The organism is Sulfitobacter noctilucicola, from assembly GCF_000622385.1.
Taxonomy (GTDB): Bacteria; Pseudomonadota; Alphaproteobacteria; order Rhodobacterales; family Rhodobacteraceae; genus Sulfitobacter; species Sulfitobacter noctilucicola.
In genome coordinates, this window is the sequence record NZ_JASD01000005.1 from 136106 (window position 1) to 160431 (window position 24326).

24 protein-coding genes are annotated in these 24326 nt (G+C 58.0%); 10 read left to right on the forward strand and 14 right to left on the reverse strand.

What is annotated here, in order from left to right; all coding sequences use genetic code 11:
• Positions 1-80 precede the first annotated feature (80 nt).
• A complete protein-coding gene (locus Z946_RS0101845; RefSeq protein ID WP_025054045.1) occupies positions 81-872 on the forward strand; it encodes an FAD binding domain-containing protein in 792 nt (263 codons plus the stop codon).
• A gap of 150 nt (positions 873-1022) precedes the next feature.
• Positions 1023-2693, forward strand: a complete 1671-nt coding sequence (locus tag Z946_RS21875) for an OmpA family protein (RefSeq protein WP_025054046.1) — start codon at positions 1023-1025, stop codon at positions 2691-2693.
• Between the two features lie 57 nt (positions 2694-2750).
• Here the strand turns inward: Z946_RS21875 and infC are convergent, their stop codons facing one another.
• Positions 2751-3296 carry a translation initiation factor IF-3 gene (infC, locus tag Z946_RS0101855; protein WP_081780755.1) on the reverse strand — a complete coding sequence of 182 codons (546 nt, stop codon included), beginning with the start codon at positions 3294-3296 and terminating at the stop codon, positions 2751-2753.
• 205 nt (positions 3297-3501) lie between these two features.
• On the opposite strand from infC, the gene Z946_RS0101860 reads away from it, so the two are divergent.
• On the forward strand, positions 3502-4638 hold the full coding sequence (locus Z946_RS0101860) for a hypothetical protein (protein WP_025054048.1): 1137 nt from the start codon (positions 3502-3504) through the stop codon (positions 4636-4638).
• Positions 4639-4726: 88 nt separating this feature from the next.
• Here Z946_RS0101860 and Z946_RS0101865 read toward each other — a convergent pair whose 3' ends face one another.
• The 6 genes from Z946_RS0101865 to cysG all read right to left on the reverse strand — a co-directional run bounded on the left by Z946_RS0101865 (position 4727) and on the right by cysG (position 10208).
• Positions 4727-5575, reverse strand: coding sequence for a ferredoxin--NADP reductase (locus Z946_RS0101865; protein ID WP_025054049.1), 849 nt, complete (start codon positions 5573-5575; stop codon positions 4727-4729).
• 84 nt (positions 5576-5659) lie between these two features.
• Positions 5660-6061: a DUF934 domain-containing protein gene (locus Z946_RS0101870; RefSeq protein ID WP_025054050.1), complete on the reverse strand. Its 402-nt coding sequence runs from the start codon at positions 6059-6061 to the stop codon at positions 5660-5662.
• Positions 6058-6849 (reverse strand): phosphoadenylyl-sulfate reductase, encoded by a 792-nt coding sequence (locus Z946_RS0101875; protein ID WP_025054051.1) that lies wholly within the window; start codon positions 6847-6849, stop codon positions 6058-6060. Before Z946_RS0101875 ends, Z946_RS0101870 begins: the two co-directional genes overlap by 4 nt.
• On the reverse strand, positions 6839-8503 hold the full coding sequence (locus Z946_RS0101880; RefSeq protein WP_025054052.1) for a nitrite/sulfite reductase: 1665 nt from the start codon (positions 8501-8503) through the stop codon (positions 6839-6841). Before Z946_RS0101880 ends, Z946_RS0101875 begins: the two co-directional genes overlap by 11 nt.
• Complete coding sequence (locus Z946_RS0101885) at positions 8503-8814, reverse strand: DUF2849 domain-containing protein (RefSeq protein ID WP_025054053.1); 312 nt, start codon at positions 8812-8814, stop codon at positions 8503-8505. Before Z946_RS0101885 ends, Z946_RS0101880 begins: the two co-directional genes overlap by 1 nt.
• Positions 8814-10208, reverse strand: coding sequence for a siroheme synthase CysG (cysG, locus tag Z946_RS0101890; RefSeq protein WP_025054054.1), 1395 nt, complete (start codon positions 10206-10208; stop codon positions 8814-8816). The genes Z946_RS0101885 and cysG overlap by 1 nt, the downstream gene beginning before the upstream one ends.
• A 146-nt stretch (positions 10209-10354) precedes the next feature.
• Between cysG and Z946_RS0101895 the strand changes: the two genes are divergently transcribed.
• Positions 10355-10816, forward strand: coding sequence for an Lrp/AsnC family transcriptional regulator (locus tag Z946_RS0101895; RefSeq protein ID WP_025054055.1), 462 nt, complete (start codon positions 10355-10357; stop codon positions 10814-10816).
• Positions 10817-11048: 232 nt separating this feature from the next.
• On the opposite strand, the gene Z946_RS0101900 is transcribed toward Z946_RS0101895, so the two are convergent.
• Positions 11049-12236 carry a cytochrome P450 gene (locus Z946_RS0101900; protein WP_025054056.1) on the reverse strand — a complete coding sequence of 396 codons (1188 nt, stop codon included), beginning with the start codon at positions 12234-12236 and terminating at the stop codon, positions 11049-11051.
• Between the two features lie 58 nt (positions 12237-12294).
• Between Z946_RS0101900 and Z946_RS0101905 the strand changes: the two genes are divergently transcribed.
• From Z946_RS0101905 to Z946_RS0101925, 5 genes are all read left to right on the forward strand, one after another.
• Positions 12295-14049 (forward strand): sensor histidine kinase, encoded by a 1755-nt coding sequence (locus Z946_RS0101905; RefSeq protein ID WP_025054057.1) that lies wholly within the window; start codon positions 12295-12297, stop codon positions 14047-14049.
• Positions 14046-15275, forward strand: coding sequence for a sigma-54-dependent transcriptional regulator (locus Z946_RS0101910; protein WP_025054058.1), 1230 nt, complete (start codon positions 14046-14048; stop codon positions 15273-15275). Before Z946_RS0101905 ends, Z946_RS0101910 begins: the two co-directional genes overlap by 4 nt.
• Positions 15276-15516: 241 nt before the next feature.
• Entirely contained in the window at positions 15517-16512 is a 996-nt protein-coding gene (locus Z946_RS0101915; protein WP_025054059.1) for a DctP family TRAP transporter solute-binding subunit, read from the forward strand.
• 113 nt (positions 16513-16625) lie between these two features.
• A complete protein-coding gene (locus Z946_RS0101920) occupies positions 16626-17306 on the forward strand; it encodes a TRAP transporter small permease (protein ID WP_025054060.1) in 681 nt (226 codons plus the stop codon).
• Positions 17307-17310: 4 nt separating this feature from the next.
• Complete coding sequence (locus Z946_RS0101925; protein WP_025054061.1) at positions 17311-18687, forward strand: TRAP transporter large permease; 1377 nt, start codon at positions 17311-17313, stop codon at positions 18685-18687.
• Between the two features lie 77 nt (positions 18688-18764).
• Here Z946_RS0101925 and tpiA read toward each other — a convergent pair whose 3' ends face one another.
• Positions 18765-19514 carry a triose-phosphate isomerase gene (gene tpiA / locus Z946_RS0101930; RefSeq protein ID WP_025054062.1) on the reverse strand — a complete coding sequence of 250 codons (750 nt, stop codon included), beginning with the start codon at positions 19512-19514 and terminating at the stop codon, positions 18765-18767.
• 132 nt (positions 19515-19646) lie between these two features.
• On the opposite strand from tpiA, the gene Z946_RS0101935 reads away from it, so the two are divergent.
• Positions 19647-20552, forward strand: coding sequence for an isopenicillin N synthase family dioxygenase (locus tag Z946_RS0101935; protein WP_025054063.1), 906 nt, complete (start codon positions 19647-19649; stop codon positions 20550-20552).
• A 5-nt stretch (positions 20553-20557) separates the two neighbouring features.
• Here Z946_RS0101935 and Z946_RS0101940 read toward each other — a convergent pair whose 3' ends face one another.
• From Z946_RS0101940 to rimK, 5 genes are all read right to left on the reverse strand, one after another.
• Positions 20558-20887: a TfoX/Sxy family protein gene (locus tag Z946_RS0101940; RefSeq protein ID WP_025054064.1), complete on the reverse strand. Its 330-nt coding sequence runs from the start codon at positions 20885-20887 to the stop codon at positions 20558-20560.
• Positions 20884-21246, reverse strand: coding sequence for a HesB/IscA family protein (locus tag Z946_RS0101945; protein ID WP_025054065.1), 363 nt, complete (start codon positions 21244-21246; stop codon positions 20884-20886). Before Z946_RS0101945 ends, Z946_RS0101940 begins: the two co-directional genes overlap by 4 nt.
• 56 nt (positions 21247-21302) lie before the next feature.
• Positions 21303-21665, reverse strand: coding sequence for an SUF system Fe-S cluster assembly protein (locus Z946_RS0101950; RefSeq protein ID WP_025054066.1), 363 nt, complete (start codon positions 21663-21665; stop codon positions 21303-21305).
• A 108-nt stretch (positions 21666-21773) separates the two neighbouring features.
• Positions 21774-22811 carry a fatty acid desaturase gene (locus tag Z946_RS0101955; protein ID WP_025054067.1) on the reverse strand — a complete coding sequence of 346 codons (1038 nt, stop codon included), beginning with the start codon at positions 22809-22811 and terminating at the stop codon, positions 21774-21776.
• 123 nt (positions 22812-22934) lie between these two features.
• A complete protein-coding gene (gene rimK, locus Z946_RS0101960; protein ID WP_025054068.1) occupies positions 22935-24317 on the reverse strand; it encodes a 30S ribosomal protein S6--L-glutamate ligase in 1383 nt (460 codons plus the stop codon).
• Positions 24318-24326 lie beyond the last annotated feature (9 nt).

The window sequence follows — 24326 nt, forward strand, 5'->3', positions numbered from 1 at the left end:
CCGCGCCACCGGTGCGGTGCCCGTGACATTCAAAAGAAGAGGCACGATCTGCTCGATCGGCAGCTTTGAAAGGAAAGACGATGTATAACTTTGATGTAGAAATGCCCGGCACCGTACAAGATGCGGTCAAGGCACTGGGCCGTGAAGAAGCGCAACCCCTGAGCGGGGGGCAAACCCTTATTCCGACGCTCAAGGCGCGGCTGGCCGCCCCTTCGGTGTTGGTGTCGCTCAGCGGCATCGACGAGATGAAGGGCGTGTGCATGTCGGACGATGGCAAGCTGTGCATTGGCGGCGGCACCGTCCATGCAACAGTGGCGCGAGAAGCCGCATCACACTATCCGGCACTTGCGGGCCTCGCGGCACGTATTGGTGATCCGGCGGTGCGCAACCGTGGTACAATTGGTGGCTCTGTGGCCAACAACGACCCTTCAGCCTGTTACCCCGCAGGCGTACTGGGCAGCGGTGCCACGGTAGTTACCAACAAGCGCGAGATATCGGCGGATGACTATTTCCAAGGCATGTTCGAGACGGCCCTCGACGAGGGCGAGATCGTCACCGAGGTAAAGTTCCCGATCCCGCAGGCGGCCCATTACGAGAAAATGATCCAGCCGGCGTCACGCTTCCCGCTTGTTGCAGTGTTTGTCGCAAAGTTTGCCGATGGTGTGCGTGTGGCTGTGACCGGAGCGTCCAACAACGGTGTATTCCGCTGGACCGAGGCCGAGGCTGCCTTGTCGTCCAACTTTGCAGCGGACGTTGTGGCAGGGTTGAGCGTCAATGCGGATGACATGATCAGCGATTTGCATGGTACCGGTGAATACCGCGCCCACTTGATTGGTGTCATGACCAAGCGAGCTGTTGCCGCGATCGGTTAAGGTCCTAAGCGCTCTGAAATCAAAGGCCGCTCACCATCCGGTGGGCGGCTTTTTGCTGTTGATATTGGATAGCGGAACGCTTGCGCCTTAGATGCGTTGTATCCCAACGGCCCGATTTAGGGCTCCGGTATTCCCAATGAGGACAGTAATATGAAGACCCTTTTGAAATCTAGCACGGCCATCGGCGTGAGCATTGCAATGGCGTTACCGACATATGCGACGGCGCAGGACTTTGACAGCTGCGCAATGGACGGGGATCAGATTTTGTTTCCATGTCTGGCCGATAACGAAATCATCCGAAGTGCGGATGAGTTGAATGCTTTGATCGAGGCCGCGGGCGGTCCGCTGCAAACAGAGGAAACCGGCGCGGCAGAGGATGTGCTCGTCACGCCAACAGACGAAGCTGCCGCGCAAGCCGAGGCGGATGCTGCTGCGGCGGCACAGGCTGAGGCGGATGCTGCAGCGGCGGCGCAAGCTGAGACGGATGCAGCTGCGGCGGCACAGGCTGAGGCGGATGCTGCAGCGGCGGCGCAGGCTGAAGCGGATGCTGCAGCAGCGGCGCAAGCCGAAGCGGATACAGCCGCGCAGGCTGAGGCTGAAGCGGCGGCGGCAGCCCAAGCGCAGGCTGACGCAGACGCCGAAGCGCGCGCAGAAATGGAAGCAAACGCAGCGGCTGCTGCAGAGGCCGAAGCCGCGCGACTGGCCGCTGAAGAAGTTCAGGCAGAGGCCGACCGCGCTGCCTTGCGCGAAGCACGCGCTGCCGAGCGGCAGGCCGAACTTGACGCCGCCGCTGCTGCGGCCGCTGCTGCCGCTGAAGGGCAGGGAAATGGCGAAGTCGTGACCGAAGAGGTGACAGAAAACGAGGTTCGCTCGTCCGATCAGGAATTCGAGACAGCGGTTACTGGCACGCAGGAGGCTGCTGAGAACAATGACGACGACGGTCTGAGCAAGTTTGAGAAAGCTTTGCTGCTGGGTCTTGGTGCTGTTGTGGTCGGATCGGTACTCAAGAACGGCGACAAAGTACTGAGCCGTTCCGGCGACCGAGTTGTGGTCGAGGACCCCAACGGGGACCTGCGTGTACTTAAGGATGATGATGCATTGCTGCGTCGTCCGGGCGATCAGGTAGAGACAGAAACCTTTGCAGATGGGTCTTCGCGGTCAATCGTGAACAAGCCTGACGGATCACGTGTTGTGACGGTCCGGGGGCGCGATGGTACGGTGCTGCGCCGCGTGAACATTGCCGCAGACGGGACCGAGTACGTTTTGTTCGATGATCTCGTTGAAGAAGAGCGTGTCGTTGTGAACGAGCTGCCGCAGGTTGTCTCGCAAAGCAATGCGACCGTCGGGACACAAGACGAGAACGCGCTGCGGGCCGCACTCGAAGCAGAGATGAATGCAGGGACGGATCGCCGTTTCTCGCTCCGTCAAGTGCGTGATATCAAGCAAGTCCGCGCATTGGCACCGGAGCTGGAACTCGACGCTGTGCGTTTTGCGACCGGTTCCGCTGCGATCCGCCCAGAGCAAGCGCGAAGCCTTGCCCAAATCGGCCGCACGTTAAGTGATCTTGTGCGTCAAAATCCGCGCACTGTTATTCTGGTAGAAGGGCACACAGATGCGGTAGGCAGCGCCAGTTACAATCTCGCGCTTTCAGACCGGCGTGCTGAAACAGTGGCTTTGGCGTTGACCGAATACTTCGATGTGCCACCAGAAAATATGGTCACACAAGGGTATGGTGAAAGTGCGCTGAAGGTTCTGACGCTTTCTGACGAAGCCGCCAACCGGCGCGCAGTTGTCCGAAATATTACAAGTCTCCTGCGCTGAATTAAAAAGGCCCCGCCGGTTCGCACCGCGGGGCCGTTTCATAATCTGGTCACCGGATCACTTTGGCAGCGGTCCGATCAGCATCACCATCTGGCGACCTTCCATCTTCGGAAAGTTTTCAACGCGGCCATGCTCTTTGGTGTCTTCGGCAACACGTTCCAGCAGTTCGCGACCAAGGTTCTGGTGGGCCATCTCGCGGCCACGGAAACGCAGGGTCACTTTCACCTTGTCGCCGTTTTCCAGAAACTTGAATACATTGCGCATCTTGACGTCATAGTCGTTCGTGTCCGTGTTCGGACGGAACTTGACCTCTTTGATCTCGATGATCTTCTGCTTTTTGCGCGCTTCGGCTTCACGCTTCTGCGTCTCATATTTGAACTTGCCGAAATCCATGATCTTGCAGACAGGTGGATTGGCATTTGGCGAAATCTCGACCAGATCCAGACCGGCTTCTTCTGCCATTACCATGGCACGGGCCGGTGTCACGACACCGACGTTTTCGCCATCGGCGCCAATCAGGCGGATTTCATTTGAACGGATGTTTTCATTGACGCGCGGGCCGGTGTCTCGTTGCGGCGGCGCATTATGGGGTCTGCGAGCGATGGTGGTTGTCCTTAGATTGTTCTAGCTGTTTCGATTGCATAAAGTAGACGGGGCAACGGGGTTCTTCAAGCCGCTAAATTCGGACCAAGGGCCTTGCGATTGATATTATTCCCCCTTGCACCTTTTGGCATGTTTGCGCATGTGACACCTGATGCAATGTGACGCCCGTCCGAGGCTGTTACAGGCGAAAATAAGGGGATAGACAATGAAAAACCTGATTTGGATCGTGATCGCGGCGATTATCGCGATTGGCGGCTATATGCTGTATTCCGGTAAAAGCCCGACCGAAATTGCAACAGAGGCTTCTGATGCTGTAAACGCGCCTGAAGCACTGGAAGCAGCGAGCGAAGCCGCGGGCAATGCGGTTGCCGCGACAGAAGAAACCGTTGCAGCAGCAGTTGAAGCGACAACGGAAGCGGCAAGTGATGCGGCCGAAGCAGTGAGCGAAACAGCAAATGATGCGGCGACAGCCATTGCCGATGCTGCCGAAAGCGCCACTGAAGGTGCGGCCAACATCGCCGAGAATGCTTCGGATATGGCAAGCGATGCAGTCGAGAGCGCTTCCGAAGCGGCCAGCGATGTAGCTGACGCTGTGACCGAGACCGCGACCGATGTGGCCGAAGGTGCCAGCGATGCGGTAGCAAACGTCACAGATGCCGCGTCTGACATGGCCGAAAACGCCAGCGACGCAGCAGGCGATGCGGTTGAAGCGACGACCGGCACCGCGACTGACGCTGCAAACACAGCGGCTGAAACAGCCGAAGAGGCAACCGCAGCTGCCAGCGATGCTGCAGCTGCCACAACCGAAGCTGCCAGCGATGCCGCAGAAGCCACAACCGATGCGGCTAACGATGCCGCAGAAGCCACAACCGAAGCGGCTAGTGATGCAGCTGAGGCGACAAGCGAAGCAGCCACAGATGCTGCAACGGCGACCACTGAGGCGGCAAATGATGCAGCTGAAGCTACAGGCGAGGCCGCGTCAGATGCTGGCGACGCAGCGGCAGAAGCAGCAAGTGACGCGACAGAGGCGACCACTGAAGCAGCTACTGATGCGGCGGAAGCCACTACCGAAGCTGCGACAGACGCTGGTGAGGCAACAACCGAAGCCACGTCCGAGGCGGAAGAAGCGGCTGCAGAAGCTGCTGATGTTTCACCTTCCATGCTTGACCAGTTGCTGACAGTTGATGGTTTTGATCTGGAAAAGGTCACCACCATGATCGACGAGTCAGAGCTTGGCACACTGCAGAAATCCTTGCTGAGCAAGGGCCTTGAAGCTGCACAGAACGATCCTGAGCTGCTCAAGACCGCGCTGGAGAAAATCCGCGAAGCGCTCAACATCTAAGCGCAGAGGCATAAATACAAAAAGGCCGCGTCCGGTGATCCGAGCGCGGCCTTTTTCGTTAGAGGTTCGTTCGTCGGTTCTGAAGGTATTACCCTACGAAAGCCTTCTCGATCACGAAATGCTTGGGGTCTGAGTTCGCGCCTTCCTCAAGACCGAACCCTTCCAACACTTTCAGAATGTCTTTGTTGAACTCGAGGCTCCCGCAGACCATCGCACGGTCTGTGTCTACCTGGATGCCGTCGATCCCCAGATCCTTGAACACTGTACCGTCTTCCAGCAGCGTTGTGATCCTGCCCATCTTGGGGCTCTCTTCACGTGTGGTGGTGGGATAGTAGCGGATTTTGGCAAGGTTATCAGCGCCGATCAGCTCCTGCATCATCTCGTCCGCTTTCAGCTCTTCGATCAGCTTCCGACCATACTCAAGCTCGGCCACATCGCGGCACGTATGGGTTACGACTACCTCGTCAAATTTCTCGTATGTCTCAGGCTCGCGCAGAAGCGATGCGAAGGGCGCAAAGCCGGTGCCTGTCGCAAAGAACCAGATGCGTTTGCCGGGCAGCAGTGCATCATGCACCAACGTGCCGACCGGTTTGGGGCGCAGAATGATCTCGTCACCGGGCTGGATATGCTGGAGCTTGGACGTCAGCGGTCCATCCTGCACTTTGATGGAATAGAACTCCAACTCGTCATCCCAAGCAGGAGAAGCGATGGAATAGGCGCGCAAAAGTGGTTTCTGTTTGCCTGTCTCCGGATGTGGATCACCCATCAGGCCGATCATCACAAATTCGCCCGACCGGAACCGGAGCGAAGCAGGGCGTGTCACGCGGAAAGAAAACAACCGGTCCGTCCAGTGCTTTACGGAAGTAACGGTCTGCGCATCGGGCAGGGTCGGGACGGGCTTGGCGGTTTGTGTATTCACTTGGGAATGCTCTGTCATGTCTCATTACCGCGAGGCTGTCCTCGCGACCTTACTGTTATGGGATAGGGAGGGGGCGCGCAATCGGACTGCGCGTCGCAGGGGTCAGCCGCGCAGGCGGGACTGGTAGTTGTGCGCTTGCCAGTCGGCGCGGGCGAGCCACTGCTCGGATGGCTGACGGGCCGCGATCTCGTCCGTGACTTCGACCTCATCGAAACCTGAACGGCGTGCCATGGCATATTGGTCCGCAATGATATGGCCATATGCACGAAGGCGTCCGGTGTAGCCGCGCAAACGCAAAGCGCGGGCAATGGTAAAGCCACGTCCATCCGCAGAAGAGGGAAAGTCGATGCGGATCATCTCGAGCGTACCGCTAAGGTCGATATCTTCCGGATGGGTATCGGAGCCAAAGTGGCGTGAGCGGCAGTCATTGGCCGCTTCAGTGGTGCAGTAGCCTTCGGTCCAGTCGTCGGCGACAAAGCCTGCGTCGGTGATAAGTTGTGTCATGATGATGCTCCTGAGCGGACGGCTTTGCCGTTTACGAAATGAATGCCGCATTCGTCTTTGGGTTGGTCGCGCCAGCGACCCGCGCGAGGGTCCTCTCCGGGGGCGACCTGCGATGTGCAGGGTGCGCAACCGATGGAAGGGTACCCGCGGGCAACCAACGGATGACGCGGTAGATTGTTTTCCTCGATGTAATCGGCCACATCCTGCGCCGACCAAAACGCCAGTGGATTTACCTTTACCCGCGATGTGCCGCCTTCTTCGGGCTCCTCAGTCTCGAAGTGTGGCAGCTGCGCCCTTGTGCCGGACTGGAAACGCTTGCGTCCGGTGATCCACCCGTCAAAGTTTTTCAGCGCTGCCTGAAGGGGCACCGTTTTGCGCAGCGCGCAGCAGGCGTCAGGATCAGTCCGGTGGAGCGTGCCATCGGGATCAGCCGCCGCGATGTCAGCGGCACGGATAACGGTAATCTTGGTCAATCCCAGCTTGCGCGCAACGTCCCGCTGATAGGCCAGCGTTTCAGGAAACAGCATCTCTGTGTCGATAAAGAGAACCGGAAGGTCCTTTTTCACACGCGCTGCAAGGTGCAGCAACGCCACGGATTCCGCCCCAAAGCTGGACACCAACGCAAGGTTTGGCACCGCGCCAACCGCTGCACGCATCACATCATGCGCCGCGTGATGGCGCATCTGCACGTTAAGGCGTGCCACCGTTGACGCCTGTGGCCCGCCCGATGCTTCGGACGGTGCAGAAGCAGGCCCCAACGGGTGAAGTGGCGGCGTATCAAGCGGCATTTGCTGCCGCTTCCGGATAGAGCGCCGCTTTGAACGGCGCGAGGCCGAGGCGACGGTATGTGTTCAGGAACGTCTCTGCCGGGCTGTCGCGCAAATCAAGATAGGCCATCACGATACGCTCCACCGCCGGAATGATTTCATCCGCAGAGAACCCCGGGCCGGCACGCTCTCCGATTTGAGCGTCTTCCGTGCCATCACCCCCCAGCGTGATCTGGTAGTTTTCAACGCCGGCACGGTCCAGACCAAGGATGCCGATATGACCCACATGGTGGTGCCCGCAGGCATTGATGCAGCCCGAGATTTTAATCTTGAGCGGACCGACCTCGTGCTCAAGCTTGAGCGCGTCGAAGTGGGTAGCAATCTCCTGCGCGATCGGGATGGATCGTGCTGTCGCAAGCGCGCAATAGTCCATGCCGGGGCATGCGATGATGTCGCTGATCAAGCCAATGTTCGCCGTGCCCAGACCTTCGGCTTTGAGCGCGTAATAGACGGACGGCAAATCGCCCTTATGCACATGAGGCAGGATCACGTTCTGTTCGTGACTGATGCGCAGTTCGTCATGGCCGTAGCGTTTAGCAAGCTGTGCCATTAAACGCATCTGGCGCGAGGTCGCATCGCCCGGCGTTTTGCCGTGCGCTTTCAGCGAAATCGAGACAATGGCGTAATCAGGGTTCTTGTGCGCCGCGATATTGGTGTCAGCCCAGCTGCGGAACAGCGGGTCGTGCTGATAGGTCGAGTGGTAGGGGGTCACGTCGCTTTTCACGAATGTCGGCGTGGCAAAGTCAGCCTCAATCCGCGCAAGCATCTGCTGGTCGATGCCGGTAAACTGTTCGCGGATCAGTTTGTAGCGTGAATCGACACGGGCACGAATATCTTCGATGCCGTTCTCGTGCACGGTGATCTTGATCCGTGCCTTGTATTTGTTGTCCCGGCGGCCAAGCAGGTTATAGACGCTGACGATGGCTTCAAGCGTGGGCAGCAGGTCCTCCTGGCTGACGAACTCATAAAGCACCTTGCCGATCATGGGCGTGCGACCAAGGCCGCCGCCGACAATCACCTTGAAGCCGAGTGTACCGTCCTTTTCGACAATTTGCAGACCGATATCATGCGCTTTGATTACCGCTCGGTCTGCTGCCGCCCCTGTGACCGCGACCTTGAACTTGCGGGGCAGGAACTGGAATTCGGGGTGGTCCGTGGACCACTGGCGGATCAGCTCTGCAACGGGCCGCGGGTCGGCGACCTCATCGGCAGCAGCACCGGCAAAATGGTCGGCAGTGACGTTGCGGATTGTGTTTCCGGACGTCTGGATTGCGTGCATGTTCACTTCGGCCAACGCATCAAGCATATCCGGCACATCGCGCAGCTCCGGCCAGTTATACTGGATGTTCTGGCGTGTCGTGAAATGGCCATAGCCCTTGTCCCACCTGTCCGCGATATCCGCAAGCTTTTCCATCTGGCGGCTGTTGAGCGTGCCATACGGGATCGCCACACGCAGCATGTAGGCGTGCAATTGCAGATAGAGACCGTTCATCAGACGCAAAGGTTTGAACTCGTCTTCTGTCAGCGAACCGTCAATGCGGCGCTCGACCTGAGCGCGGAATTGTGCGTTGCGCTCTTTGAGGAACGCGTCATCGAAATCTGTATAGTGGTACATCAGAGTTGCTCCTGCTGGGGGGCTTCTTGTTTGCCATGAATGTAGTTGGACGGGCCTTTGGCACGAAATGCCTCGCGGAAATGGACCGGCACAGGAACACCATCCTGAACATCGACATCGGCCAGATAGACACCAACGACAGTGTCGACCTGCGCGGAAGCCTCAATCAACCGCAGATCGGCGTCTGCCTCGTCGGTCAGAACATCGGCCTGCGACAAATCGCGGGTCCAGCCATCGGCACTCAGATAGATGACATCGCCTTCAAGAAGAGCGTTGGCAGTGACAACTTTGGGGGTAAAAGGCTTGGGCATTATGCCATCTCCTCAAGCGGAATTTCCGTGACTGTTTGTAGGGCTGCACGTGGCGCAAGACCGTAAAGAGTAAGGGCTGGGCCGGTCATGTTTGCCTCTGCAAGATCTTCCGCCATCCGGTTGAGCGTCGTTTCAAGGACGCGTTGCTCGGGGCGGGATGCGTTCTCGATTACGGTGACGGGTGTTGCTCTGTCTGCGCCGTGCATCAGAAGACGGCCTTGCACAAAGCGGGCTGACTTCTTGCCCATATAGATGGCTGCGACTTCGCCCTGTCGGGCAAGCTGCGCCCAGTCATGATCTGCAAAGCCTTTCATGTCGTGGCCGGTAAGAAAACGAACGGAGGCATTGCGGCCACGGCGGGTGAGTGACTGACCGATAGAGGCAACTGCTGCAGAAGCCGCAGTGATGCCCGGCACGATATGCCAGCCGATCCCATGCACGTCGATGGCTTCGATTTCCTCGTCCAGCCGCCCGAACACCGTGGCGTCGCCGGATTTCAGCCGAACAATCTGCGCACCTGTCTGGGCATGCTCAACCAGCAGCGCATTGATAGTCTCCTGGCTTGTAGACGGGCCAAAGCCTTCTTTGCCAACGTCAATCATCACCGCTTCGCGCCGTGCCAGTTCCAGAATTTCGGGGGAAATCAGGCGGTCGTAGATTACCACGTCTGCCTCATCCAATGCGCGACGGGCTTTCAGTGTAAGCAGTTCGGGATCACCCGGACCGCCGCCGACGAATGCCACGTGGCCGTCACGGGCGGTTCTGGTCTTGTGGCTCTCGAGCAGAGCGTCGAGCGCGGGGCGCACATGTTCTTCGCCCTCTGTCATCGCCTTCGGGCCGGAATTAAAGTAATAGTCCCGCCAGAAATCGCGGCGGGCACGTCCGAATGGCAGCGCGTAGGACGCCGTGCGAAAGGCTTTGCCGATCCGCGCCAGTGTGCCCAATGACTGCGGCAAACGCTCTTCGAGATCCGCCTTAATGGCACGTGCGAGGACAGGCGCTGCGCCTTCGGTGCCAATCGCGATGGTGACAGGATCACGGTCAACGATGGCAGGTGTGATGAACTGGCTGTCGCCCAGATTGTCGACGATATTCACCAATGCGCCTTCTGCACGTGCAATCGCGGCTGTGCGCTTGTCTTCAGCATCGTCTTCGTTCGCACCGTAAAACAGCGCAGCACAGATGGTATCGCCATGGTCGAAGGTACGGCGTACAAGTGTGAGCTTGCCTGTAGCGGCCCATGTTGTGATCTCGGTCGCTGGATGCGCTGCAAACACGGTGATGCGCGCAGAGGATTTCATCAGGATGCGCAGCTTTGAGAGTGCTGCATCGCCGCCGCCACTGACCACGATGCGCCGTCCTGCGGTGGCGAGGAAGATGGGAAAGTGATCCATAGCGTGCGTGCTCCGTAAGCGTTGGCGTGACCTTGTATATAGGAAATTATTCCGATATTGCGCCAGTAGACTTGCCAGATAAGGACGTTTGTTCCCGATGTGCTGCGAGCTAGAACTATTGACCCAGGAGAGAGGGGGAAAGCGAAATGAATGTCCGGATTGACGAGACGGATCGGAAAATTCTGGCGGAGCTGCAGCGTGATGCCAGTCAATCGCTGGATGAAATTGCCAAGCAGGTAGGCTCCTCCAAGACGCCGGTGTGGAACCGGATTCGTAAGTTAAAAGAGGCAGGGGTGATCGGTCAGCAGACTGTGATGCTTGATGCCGAAGCCTTGGGGTTTGAGGCGTGTTTCTTTGTCCTGATCCGCACCTCAGAGCATGACGCGGACTGGCAGGCTCGTTTTCTCAAGGCGTTGCAGGACCGTGCAGAAGTGCAAGAAGCGCACCGGCTGGCGGGCGACATCGACTATATCCTCAAGGTGCGTGTTGCGAATGCACGTGCTTATGATGTCTTCTATCAGGCGCTTATTTCCGAGGTGCGTGTACACAACGTGACAGCGCTCCTGTCGATGGAGGAAATCAAGTCGACGGTCATGCTCCCGCTGTGATGGAGTGATCCGAAGGCCGCGCTTAGGCGCGATTACTTTTTAAGGTGCGTATGGGATACGTGAGCCCATGACGTGATGTCAGCGCGGTTGGTGCGGCGGTTCGTTTTTTTGCTGAGACGGTGTTCAGGGCGCAGTGCGTCCTGAACGACCTTCACCGAGTTTTCATGCAAAACCGAGCGGCCTCAAGGACAAGCTAATCAGAGATTGGTCGCCTTGCGATCCTTGACCCCGCTCAGCTTCGCGGGTCGATCATCAGCCGGTCGAGTTTGTGAAAGTGGTAGCTGTCGGCGTACTGTGGTGCGGCAGCAAGGGTCATATTAGGCAGTCGCGCAAAAAGCGCGGGCAGGGCTGTTTGAAGCTCAAGCCGTGCCAGCGGGGCACCGACGCAAAAATGGATACCGCCGCCGAAGGCCGCGTGGGGATTGGGCTGGCGCGCAGGCTCAAACCTGTCGGGGGTGTCATACAAAGCCGGATCGCGGCCCGCCGCCCCGAGGATGAGCGCGATTTCCTGATCTTTGGCCAAGGAGAAGCTGCCGAAATCAATGTTCTCTTTGGCGAAACGCGTGAACATGTGGAGCGGCGGGTCATAGCGCAACAGCTCTTCCACTGTTGCGGCGATCCTGTCGGGGGCAAGTGCTGCGGCGGGTGTCCCATGCTCCAACAGACATTTCACCGTGTTCCCAAGGCTGTGTACCGTCGCCTCATGCCCTGCATTCAATAGCAGAATGCAGGTGCCAATCAGTTCATCGGTCGAGAGCTTTTCGCCATCCTGTTCTGCGCTGATTAATTCGGTAATCAGATCGTCACGCGGATCATTTCGCCGCGCGTCGATGTAGCTTTCCAGGAACATGGTGAAAGCCTTGCTCGCGGCATTGGCTGCTTCTTCTGTGGTGCGTGTGCGGCCTGCTTGATACATGGCGACCATAGCGTTCGACCAAGCCAGCAAATCGTCGGACATCTCTTCGGGCACACCCAGAAGACGTGCGATAATGCGCACCGGCAATTGCGTGCAGAAAGCGGGGATCAGATCGAAGGGGCTGTCAGGCAACGTGTCGAGAAGTTCTGCTGTGACCGCTTCGATGTCCGGCGTCAGACCTGCGATGCGGCGCGAGGTGAACGCTCTGACAACCAAAGACCGGAGGCGGGTATGATGGGGCGGCTCCATGTCGAGCATCGAGGCCGCTTCAACCTTTGCCCAGTTGCGCAGATGATCGGGGACCGGCGTGGTTGCAGAGGCGGGTTTTGCGCGCCCCAACCGCCGGTCGCGCAACAACGCCTGAACCGTGGCGGCGTCAAAGACCGCCAGCATGCCGTAGTCTTCCCACCAGCCAACGGGTCCAACCGCGCGGGCCCGTGCGTAGGCGGTGTAGGGGTCCTGTACAAAATCGGGGTCGAGAGGTGAGAGCGATAAGTGGTGCATGGCGCATCCAAACCCAAAGGCTCTGGCCAAGGCAAGAGCGGTCAGGCACTCTGACCCTATGACACGAGAAGTTCGACAACGCGGCACACTTGTGCTGGCCTTTCTTGGGATTGTGGTGATCCTTGCCGGTGGCGTCTGGCGGTATGCCTATCACACAGGACTTGATTTGCTGGCCGCGCGTGGCGATGCGGATCTGGCACTGGCGGGGGACCGGTTGGTGGGGCAATTGCAGCGGTACCGCGACCTTGCCGTCCTTATGTCGGATCACCCTGTGGTCCGGCTTGCGGCGCGCCGCGGGGCGGGCGAGGGGGCGCGCGATTTGCTATTGGATGTGGCGGACAAATCAGCTGCGTTGGACGTATTGGTTTTGTCGTCGGACGGACGCATCGCGGTATCGGCCTCTGATAGTGCGCCGCGCGATTTGGGTGGGTTCCCACTTGTAGAGCGGGCGCTGCGTGGTGCGTTGGGGTGGGGACATGGACCCGCAGAGCCGTTGACGAAACGGGCGTTCTTTCACGCAGCACCGGTGTTCGGCGAAGGCGGGCGCGTGCAGGGCGCGGTTGTTGTGATCACCGACCTCAACGGGATCGACTATAATTGGCGCGGCACCAATCCGGCTGCGTTCTTTACCGACACAAGCGGCGAGGTCTATATCGCTAACAGGTCAGAGCTTTTGTTCTGGAAGCGGCCCGAAGGTGCCGCCGGGCTGATTCCACCGCAAGGGGACGCGCCTGCATTCTCGTCTCATATGGTCGGACGCCACGAAATTTGGAACCTTGGCTGGGGACCTTACCTGCCGGGAGAGGCCTTGCACATGACCCGCGACTTGCCCGTAATCGGCATGACCGGAGAAGTTCTGCTTGATGTGACGCAAACCCGCGCGTTGGCTTTTGCACAAGCCGCTGCCGTGGCTGCGCTCTGCCTTGCTTTTGGCTCGCTCCTGTTTTTCGCTTCCGAACGTCGAAGAACACTGACAGCAGCAAATGCACGGTTGGAGCAGCGGGTCGCAAAGCGGACCGTTGCTCTGAGCGAGACCAACGCAAAACTGATGGCAGAGGCGGCGGAGCGCGAGGAGGCACAGGCGGCCTTGCGGCGTGCACAGGACGATTTGGTTCAGGCAGGCAAGCTGAGCGCGTTGGGGCAGATGTCGGCGGGCATCAGTCACGAGCTGAACCAGCCCCTGATGGCAATTCGGTCATTTGCGGAAAACGCTGTGCAGTTTCTTGAACGTGGCAAGGAGGATCGGGTGGGAGAGAACCTCACGCGGATTTCACAAATGTCGCAGCGGATGGCGCGGATTATCCAGAACCTGCGGGCCTTTGCCCGTCAGGAGGAAATCGCGCAAGACCGCATCGACCTTGCTGGTGTATTGCAGACGGCGATGGACTTGACCCGCGGACACAGGGAGGCCGCTGGCGTCGAGTTGATTTGGCAGCCTTTGCCAAAAAGCGTATTGGTGCGCGGCGGCGAAGTACGTTTGGGACAGGTTTTTGTAAATTTGATCACCAATGCGGTCGACGCCATGGCGCAAAGCCCGCAAAAGGTGCTTCATATCAGTGTTGAGCAGTCAGAAAACGTGACAGTACACTTTGCCGATAGCGGACCAGGGATTGAGATGCCTGATAAGGTGTTTGACCCGTTCTACACCACAAAGAAAGTCGGAGAGACAAGCGGCATGGGGCTGGGGCTGTCGATCAGCTATGGTATCGTGCAGAGTTTTGGTGGACAGATCAAAGGTACGAATGCCCACGATGGCGGCGCTGTGTTCACCGTCACGCTTGAAACCGCGATGCCTGCGGAGGTTGCAGCATGAGCCGAACTGTTTTGCTTGTGGATGATGATGCCGCAGTGCGTGAGGCGCTGGCGCAATCGTTGGAGCTGGCAGAGATGACAGTGATTTCAGCGGGATCATTTGTTGCCGCCAAAGACCGCATCACACCGGATTTCGCCGGTGTGATCCTGTCGGACATGCGGATGCCGGGGCGCGATGGCTTTCACTTGCTGGAGTATGCCCATGGTCAGGACCCTGATCTGCCTGTGATCCTGCTGACGGGCGAGGGGGACATCCCCATGGCTGTGTCCGCAATGGGGCAGGGTGCCTTCGGCTTTCTGGAGAAACCCTGCGCGCCTGCCGATCTGGTTGCCGTTCTGGAACGTGCTTTGCGGACGCGGGCAATTGTTCAAGACAACCGGCGCCTGCGTCAGATGGTAGAGACCGGCGATCCGCCAGCACGAATGATCTTTGGAACGTCCGATCTGGCCGAAGGGTTGCGCCGGCAAATCCGGCTGGTAGCGCAGGCTGAGGGCGATGCGCTTATTACGGGCGCTGCGGGGTCCGGCATATCAAAGGTGGCGGAGGTTGTGCATCTTTGTACCACGCGATCAAAGGCACCATTCGTAAAACGGGCGGCTGGCGGTATGACGGCCGACAGTCTGGCGTCGGCGCTGGAAGAGGCGCGGGGCGGCAGCCTGTTCCTGGATGAAATTTCCCAACTTCCTGCTCAATTGCAGCTTACCTTAAGCGAAGCAGACGAAGGTGTGCGCGATGTGTGCCTGATGGCCGGCAATACGCGCGATCTGGTGGCAGACGTGCAGAACGGCCGGTTTAACGCAGACCTCTATTACAGTCTGGAGACGCTCAGCATCCGCATCCCGTCACTGGCAGAGCGGCCCGAAGACATCCCTGATCTGTTTCGCCGCTACACGGCTCAGGCGGCAGAGCAGGCAGGCCTTGAGGTCCCCGAGGTGACGGCAGATGTGATTGCAGGCCTCATGGCGCGGGACTGGCCGGGAAACGCCCGTGCGCTCATGTCTGCGGCGATGCGCTTTGTCATGGGCATGCCCGAAGATGCTGTCCCCGACGCTGCACTTGGCCTTACTGAGCAGATGTCGATGGTGGAAAAGTCACTCTTGGAAGCGGCGCTGCGCCGATCCGGTGGACAGGCCACTACTGCGGCGGAGGCGCTCAAGCTGCCGCGTAAGACATTCTATGACAAGCTGGCACGCTACGGTATTCGAGCAGAGAGCTTCCGCCCCTGATCGGTGTGCGGATTTCCGCACATGGGCGGCTTTCGTTGTGCGATATTTCGCACAGGCTTTATGTCGCGCAACTCCTGAAAGATTAACTAAGAGAGCTACAGCTCTGTTTTTTAATGGCAAAACGTCGAAACTTTCCCTTCGCTGTCACAGTCTTGTGAGGAATCGCGATCTTCGTCCTTATGACGGCAGAGCAGGCGAATGTCTGCCAAACAACGATTCTATATCTCTGGGAGGAGACACCATGAAATTCCTGACCATGGCCGCATTGGCCCTGTCCGTATCCGCTGGCGCTGTTGCTGCGGCCTGTGATGATGGCGAAATCGTCATCAAGTTCAGCCACGTAACGAACACTGACAAACACCCCAAAGGCATCGCCGCATCCCTGCTGCAACAGCGCGTCAATGACGAGATGAACGGCAAAGCCTGCCTTGAGGTTTTCCCGAACTCCACGCTTTATAACGATGATCAGGTGCTCGAGGCGCTGTTGCAGGGTGACGTCCAGCTGGCCGCACCTTCGCTTTCCAAGTTCGAGCAGTTCACCAAGCAATTCCGCATCTTTGATCTGCCGTTCATGTTCAAGAACATCAACGCAGTGGACGAGTTCCAGAACTCTGAAACCGGTCAGGCGATGAAAGAAAGCATGACGCGTCGTGGACTTTTGGGCCTCGCGTTCTGGCACAACGGCATGAAGCAGATGTCGGCCAACAAGCCGCTGAACCTGCCAACAGATGCCGATGGCCTGAAATTCCGCGTCCAGAACTCTGACGTGCTCAAGGCTCAGATGGCGGCGATGGGCGGCTCACCCCAGCCGATGGCATTCTCCGAAGTGTACGGTGCTCTGCAAACGGGCGTTGTCGACGGTCAAGAGAACACATGGTCCAACATTTATGGCCAGAAGTTCTTTGAAGTGCAGGACGGCATCACCGAAACCAACCACGGTATCATCGACTACATGCTGGTCACATCTGTTGACTGGGTCGATTCACTGGACGCGGACGTGCGCGACCAGCTGATGACCATTGTCAGCGAAGTGACCGAAACGCGTAACGCTGAATCGTCTAAGGTGAACGCAGATGCGAAGGCCGCGATCATAGAAGCCGGTGGCGTTGTGCGTGAACTGGACGCCGCTGGTCGTGAGCAGTGGGTCTCTGCGATGAAGCCCGTTTGGGAAGAGTTCAAGGGTGACGTCGGTCAGGAGAACATCGACGCGGCTCAGGCGATCAACGCCAAGCATTGATCCGGTGATCCCTCCTTGTCCCGCGATACGCCGGGCAAGGTGACACTGCGCTGGCGCGTGCCCATATTGCGCGCGCCAGCCCTCGCATTCCTCCTGCGCAAAGGAGCGCCCCTATGTCCCATGCATATGTTGCGGCCACCCCACTGGGGCGGTTTGTAAATGAGCTTGAAGAGACTTTCATCGCCATCATCCTTGGTCTGATGACGATCATTACCTTTATCAACGTGGTCCTGCGTTACGGCTTTAACACCGGCCTGATCTGGGGCCTTGAGGCAGTTACGTTTCTGTTCGCCTGGCTTGTGCTTTTCGGTGTTTCTTACGCCGTTAAGGTCAAGGCGCACCTTGGGGTGGATGCCGTTATCAACCTTTTCTCCGGCGGCACGCGGCGAATGCTGGCTGTGTTCGTCGGTTTGATCTGTATTCTATATGCCGTGATGCTGCTGAAGGGGGCTTGGGATTATTGGGCACCTTTCGCAGGGCTGGATGTCACATCGGGCCGCTGGTTCCCTACCGGTTTCCTGCCGACGCGTGATCAGGCCTGGTACGAGGTGATCGATATACCCTTCCCAGAATTTCTGCGCTGGATCGAGCCGATCATGAACGAGGGCGAAGCCTATGAGAAGCTGCCGCGCTTCATCCCCTATGCGATGCTGCCTTTCGGTATGGCGCTGCTGGTCTTTCGGTTCATTCAGGCCACTCTGCGGGTGATCCGCGGCACACAAGACAGCATGATCGTGAGCCACGAGGCCGAAGACGACATCAAAGATGTCCAGCACCTGAACGCGGAGAACTAAGACCATGGAAGTTATTGTTCTATTCGCGATGGTTGTCGGCCTCATGCTGATCGGCGTGCCGATTGCTGTGTCGCTGGGCCTTTCGTCGATCATGTTTCTGCTTGTCCTGTCCGATACCTCAATGGCGTCGATTGCGCAGACCTTGTTTCAGGCGATGGCAGGGCACTACACGCTCCTTGCGATCCCGTTCTTTATTCTTGCCTCAAGCTTCATGTCTACGGGCGGTGTGGCGCGGCGGATCATTCGCTTCTCTATTGCGCTGGTGGGGCACTTGCCTGGTGGTCTGGCGATTGCGGGCGTCTTTGCCTGTATGCTTTTTGCTGCACTTAGCGGATCGTCGCCTGCAACGGTTGTGGCCATCGGCTCCATCGTCATCGTCGGTATGCGTGAAGTCGGCTATACCAAAGACTTCGCCGCCGGTGTCATTGCGGTTGCGGGAACACTTGGCATCCTGATCCCGCCCTCCATCGTGATGGTGGTCTATGCATCTGCCACAGATGTATCTGTTGGTCGGATGTTCCTTGCGGGCGTGATCCCGGGTCTGCTGGCGGGCTTCATGCTGATGCTGACGATCTACATCATCGCCAAGGTGCGCAACTTGCCGAAAGGTGATTGGCAAGGTTGGGGCGAGGTGCGCCGCAGTGGTCTTGAGGCGGGCTGGGGCCTGTTCCTGATCGTAATCATTCTGGGCGGCATCTATGGCGGTATCTTTACTCCGACCGAAGCGGCTGCGGTCGCGGCCGTCTATGCGTTCTTCATCGCGAGCTTTGTCTACCGTGATATGGGGCCGCTGCACGTGGATGGCGACGGGAACAATATCTCGCTCCTGAAAAAACCACTGGCGCTGGTCACAGTGTTCTTCCACCGCGACACCCGCAATACGCTGTTTGAGGCCGGCAAGCTGACCGTGACGCTGATGTTCATCATCGCGAATGCGCTGATCCTCAAGCACGTTTTGACGGACGAGCAGATCCCGCAACAGATTTCGGCAGCCATGCTCGATGCGGGCTTTGGACCCATCATGTTTCTGGTCATCGTCAACATCATCCTGCTGATCGGTGGACAATTCATGGAGCCGTCAGGTCTGCTCGTCATTGTGGCACCGCTGGTGTTCCCGATTGCGATCGAACTGGGGATCGACCCCATCCACCTTGGCATCATCATGGTGGTGAACATGGAGATCGGGATGATCACGCCGCCGGTGGGGCTCAACCTGTTCGTGACGTCGGGCGTGGCGAACATGCCGATGATGAACGTGGTCAAGGCGGCGCTGCCCTTCCTTGCTGTGCTCTTTGTCTTCCTGATCATGGTGACTTACATCCCGATCCTCAGCACATGGTTGCCGACAATGATGATGGGGCCGGAGATCATCACGAAATAACGTTACTGCCTCAGGAATGTGAAAGGGCGGCGCATCCAACCGATGCGCCGCCCTCTTTCATTCAGAAGTTTCTTGGGTCAGCTCGCAGCCAGTGCTGCAATAATCGGGCTGAAATCTGCGGCCTTGAGCGATGCACCGCCCACGAGTGCGCCATCTACATTTGCCGCCTGAAAGATCGTTGCGGCATTTTCCGCTTTGACGGAACCGCCATAGAGCAGCGAAATCCTGTCAGAGGTCTCGGCACCGAAACGGCTGGTCAGTTCCGCGCGGATGAAATCGTGTACCTCTTCGATCTGGGCAAGCTCCGGCACCTTACCAGTGCCAATTGCCCAAACAGGCTCATAGGCGACGACGAGGGTATCATCACTTGCGCCATCGGGCACAGAGCCGGAGAGTTGCGCCTTGATTACATCAAGTGTTTTGCCCGATGTACGCTGTTCAAGATCCTCACCGACACAGACAATCGCGGTAAGGCCAGCGGTCCATGCGGCCTGCGCTTTGGCAGCGACGTCAGCATCGGTCTCGCGATACGCATCTCGGCGCTCCGAGTGGCCCACGATCACATAAGTCGCACCGCTGTCTGCCACCATTGCTGCGGATGTATCACCTGTGAAAGCACCGGAAGCTTCGGCATGACAGTCCTGTCCGCCGATCTGAATGCCGAATGGCATCGACACGACACAGGCTTGCGACAAAAGCGGAGCGGGGGGGCAGATCACAACGGTGGGCGGGGCAGGCGGGAGGTTCTCTCCCATTGCGGTCACTTCTGACAAGGCGGCAGCGGTGCCATTCATCTTCCAGTTTCCAGCAGCGATTTTACGGCGCATCGTCATCCTTTCCCATTTTCATGCAAGACCTAGCACCACGCATGGGGTGAGGCAACGCTGTGGCGGTCGGCCCTTTAGCGTGGGGGATGTTGCTGGTAGGCACGGCACAGATCAATGCGAAAGGACGCCTCGATGATTCCCCGAATTGACCTTGCACAGCTGGCCGCAGGCGACGCCGATGCAGTAGCGGGCATGCATAAGGCCGCAACGGATGTGGGCTTTGCCAAGGTGCATAATACGGCCTTGGATGCGAAGCGCGTAAGCGCTGTGATCGAGACCTACCGGAGCTTTTTCAAACTGCCGGAGGCCGAAAAATCAAATTGTGACATGGCAAAGACCGGATCAAACCGTGGCTGGGGGGCTGCGGGATCGGAACAGGTCGATCCTGATGCGAATCCTGATTATAAACAATTCTTCGACGCGGGCCTGACGCTGCCGGACGGCGATCCGCGCCTGTCCGAGCCGTTTTATGCGCCAAATTGCTGGCCCTCCAATCCGCCGGAATTCGAAGCTGTGATCCGGCAGTACTATACTGATGCCTGCGCTGTCGCGATGGATGTGCTGCGCGGCGTCGCGCGGGCCGTTGACCTGTCTGCTGAGGTATTTGAGGGTGCATTCGACGCTCCGATGGCGCTTTTGCGCGGCAATTATTATCCCGCGCGTCCGGCTTGGGCAGGTTCAAAGGATTTCGGAATTGCCACCCATACGGATTACGGCTGCCTGACCCTTCTGGCGACAGACGGGTCGCCGGGTCTGGAGGTCCGCAAACGTGGTGGGGGGTGGATTCCGCTTTCCGCAGCTCCCGGTGAATTTATCATTAATTTCGGTGAGATGATGGAATTTTGGAGCGACGGTCTGGTGCGCGCGACCCCGCATCGGGTCGTGGGCGGGAATGACGAGCGTATCTCGGTGCCGCTATTCTTTAATCCGGCTTACGATACCAATGTAGCACCTGAAGGCGCTGACCGGATGATCAAAGCCGGTGAGCACCTCGCTGCGCGGTACAACGAGACCTACGTGCATTTGCAAAAACCCTGAGACTGTCAGGCAAGATCGGCAAGAGCTTCGGTTGCCAGCTGACCTGCCATAGCAGGATCATCCAAGGTTGCATCAGGTAACGTCATATAGGGCATGGAGGATTTCGTCCCGCTCTTGCGGGTGTATGTCCAGCGTTCGGCCCCCATATCTGCCAGCCGCTCAGCGAAGGGCCCATCAGTGGCTTTGATAAGGATTTGCCCATCAGACCGCATCAGCGCAAAGATCACGCCAGACGAATAAAGTCCCATACCGCCGAACATACGGCGAGTTGTAACGTCGGGAATGGTAGAAAAAAGCTCTTTCGCAAATTCGATATCGGAGGCCGAAAGGCTCACCGTGCGGACAGGCTTTCATCGAATTTGATCGACTCGCCGCAGCCACAGGCCTCGGTCACATTGGGGTTGTTGAACTTGAAACCGGATTCCAGAAGGCTGGTTTCATAATCAATCTCTGTACCGAAGAGAAACATCTGCGCCATTGGGGCAATCATCACACATGCGCCATCCTGAGTGACGACTTCGTCGTTCGGATCGGCTTCGTCGACGTATTCCATGGTATATTCCATGCCTGCACATCCACCTTTCTTGATGCCGATCCGCAAGCCCGCATGGCCTGCCGATGTCATCAGCTTGGTAATCTGTGCCGCCGCTTTCGGTGTAATTGTCACCGCCTGCTTGCCTGGAATGCCGAACATGTTCTGTCTCCTGTTAGCCTCAACCTAAGGGGCGAGGCCGGTCTTCTCAAGGGCGCTTACATGAATCCCAGTTCAAGCCGCGCTTCGTCAGACATCATATCCATGCCCCAAGGCGGCTCCCAGACCAACTCAACGTTGACCTGCTTGACACCTGCGAGCGGCTCAACCGCGTCAGCAACCCAGCCCGGCATCTCACCGGCAACAGGACAGCCCGGTGCCGTCAGCGACATCTTGATGTCGACAGCGTTCTCTGCGTCGATGTCGATGGTGTAGATCAGGCCCAGCTCATAAATATTAACTGGTATTTCAGGGTCATAGACCGTGCGGCATGCCTCCACGACCTGCTCGTACAGCGGATGATCTGTGGTCGAAGGCGCAATAAGCGGTGTGCCTTCCATCGGTTGGGATTGATCGGTCATCGGGCCCTCATTCATATCTTAGTGTTTATATAGGGATTGAGGTTCGGTGCGTCCAGTGGTGCCTCGCAGAAGGATGTGTCCGGCGATGAGATGAAGCAATAACAGCTGTCAGGACGTTGTGAGCTTACGTGCCTGTCGGAAAGATAAAAGGCGTTTGCTGTCCTCATCCCACAAATGAAGCCGCGCATTCAGCAGGCTTTCACGGATCGTCATGCGGTTGCTGTCTGCCAGCGCTTCATGATCGCGCAGGACCTCAGGCAGGCGGTAGAAAGGAATGCGGCTATACAGATGATGCACATGGTGAATGCCGATGTTGGCGCTTAGCCATTGCAACGGTTTGGGCATGATGTAATGCGAACTGCCGTGCAGGGCTGCGGCATGCAAATCCCAGCTGTCATCATCTTCCCAATGGGTCGTCTCAAACTGGTGTTGTACGTAGAAAAGCCAGACACCGGCCGTCGCCGCCAGCAGGGTGGACGGCAGGAAAATGAGCAGAACGGGCAGAATGCCCCCGAAGTAAATAATCACCACCAGCGCGATCAGGATCGCGGCGTTCGTGCTCATCGCGGAGGTCCAATAGCGGGCCTTTGCCATCAGACCGAGCGGCAAACGGTTTTGCAGAAAAAACAGGTATCCCGGCCCGAGACCGAAAAGAACAATCGGATGGCGATAAAGGCGGTATTTCAACCGGTTGAAGCCGGACAACGCATTGTATTCGGCGAGGGTCAGCGTATGGACATCGCCCATGCCGCGTCTGCCCAGATTGCCTGACGTGCTGTGGTGCATCGCATGGGACCGCTGCCAGACATCGTATGGGGTCAGCGTCAATACGCCAATGGCGCGTCCAACCCAATCGCTGAGCGTGCGGTTCTTGAAGAAAGCGCCGTGGCCGCAGTCATGCTGGATCGCGAACAGGCGCAGGAGAAACGCAGCATTGCACAAGGAAAGTGCCAATGTCAGCCATCCGCTGACCGACAGGGCCATCCACGCCAACACCCATAGAACCAGAAACGGGCCGAGTGTAACGGCCAGCTCAAAGGTGCTGCGCCACGTGCTTGGCTCACGGTATTGCGAGAGGATTCTGACCCAATCCCGTGCGGGACCGGCGGTCGGGTGCGGGGCACCCTGCTTTTTTTCGCTGAACATATGCCTGCTTGTCTTTTTTTGTGTTGGCGCTTCATACCTGAAACGCCTTGCCGGGTAACTGTTAAAGTTGTGTCACTGGCGATTACTTTCCGACCCGGTAGAAACAGTTAAATACCGGATACACTACGCACCTTTGCGTTTGCGCACCGGCTGCGGTTTAACGCGCGCTTCGATCTCGTCATAAAGTTTGCCGACGATGTCTTTGCCGGTCGCCTTTTCGATGCCCTCAAAGCCCGGGGAGGAGTTTACCTCAAGCACCTTCGGGCCGCTTTCGGAGCGCAGAAGATCGACGCCGGCCTTGCCCAGTCCAAAAGCGCGGGCCGCACGCAGCGCGGTGTCGCGTTCCTCTTTGGATATGCGCACCACCTTAGCCGACCCGCCGCGGTGCAGGTTTGAACGGAAATCACCATCTGCACCGGTACGTTTCATTGACGCGACGACTTTACCCGCAATCACGAGACAGCGGATGTCTTCGCCAGCCGCTTCCTTGACGAAGTCCTGAACGAGGAAGTTCGCCTTCAGGCCACGGAACGCGTCAATCACGGATTCGGCGGCCTTTTTTGTCTCTGCCAGCACGACACCTTTGCCTTGTGTCGATTCCAGCAGTTTCACGATCAACGGTGCGGTTCCGACGAGCCCCATAAGGTTCGACGTGTCCTTGGGTGAGGCCGCGAAAGCAGTTGTTGGCATGCCGATCCGTTTGCTGGCAAGCACTTGGTGTGCATGCAGTTTGTCACGGCTGGCAGTGATGCCGCTGCTGCCGTTAACGCAGTATGTGCCGATGGTTTCGAACTGACGGATTACGGCAGTCCCGTAGGGGGTGATAGATGCACCGATGCGCGGAATTACAGCGTCATACCGTGGCAGACGTTTCCCGTCATAATGCACCTCGGGCGCCATAGCATTAATTGCCATATAACAGCGGGTTGTGTCGATTACTTCAACTGTGTGTCCGCGCGATTCCCCGACCTCGACCAACCGGCGTGTTGAATAGTTGTCCTCACGGCTAAGCACAGCAATCCGCAGTGCGCGCTTGGGAGCAGTCTGTCGCACGGCAGCACTGTGGTAGACATCATAGCTCAGGTCGGGTTGCAGGCGCCGTTCGGTCGCCGAAATCGTGATATGATCGTTCAGCGCCTGTCGCCCGAGAAGCATCCGGCTGGCCAGTCCCGCGCGGTTGGTCAGCGTTACTTCGATAGGCCAGCTTTGGCCGCCGACCTCAAGCTTGGTTTCGATCACGTATCGCTGTTCGGATTCGCCGTTGGACGAGGTCACCTCGCGGCGGTCCACAAGCGGTGCCGAGCAGGTGATTACGATATCTTCACGACCCGCGATGGGATGCACGTTAAAGCGCACTTTGGGCTTGGCCGCTGATCCGAAGGTCTCAATATCATGGGCGTGCAGCGCAGACGTGCGTGCGCCAGTGTCGACCTTTACCTTGATCGCCGGCAAACCGAGATCCGGTAGAGCGATCCATTCTTCCCAACCGAAATTCAGTTTTTCCATTCTGCCCAT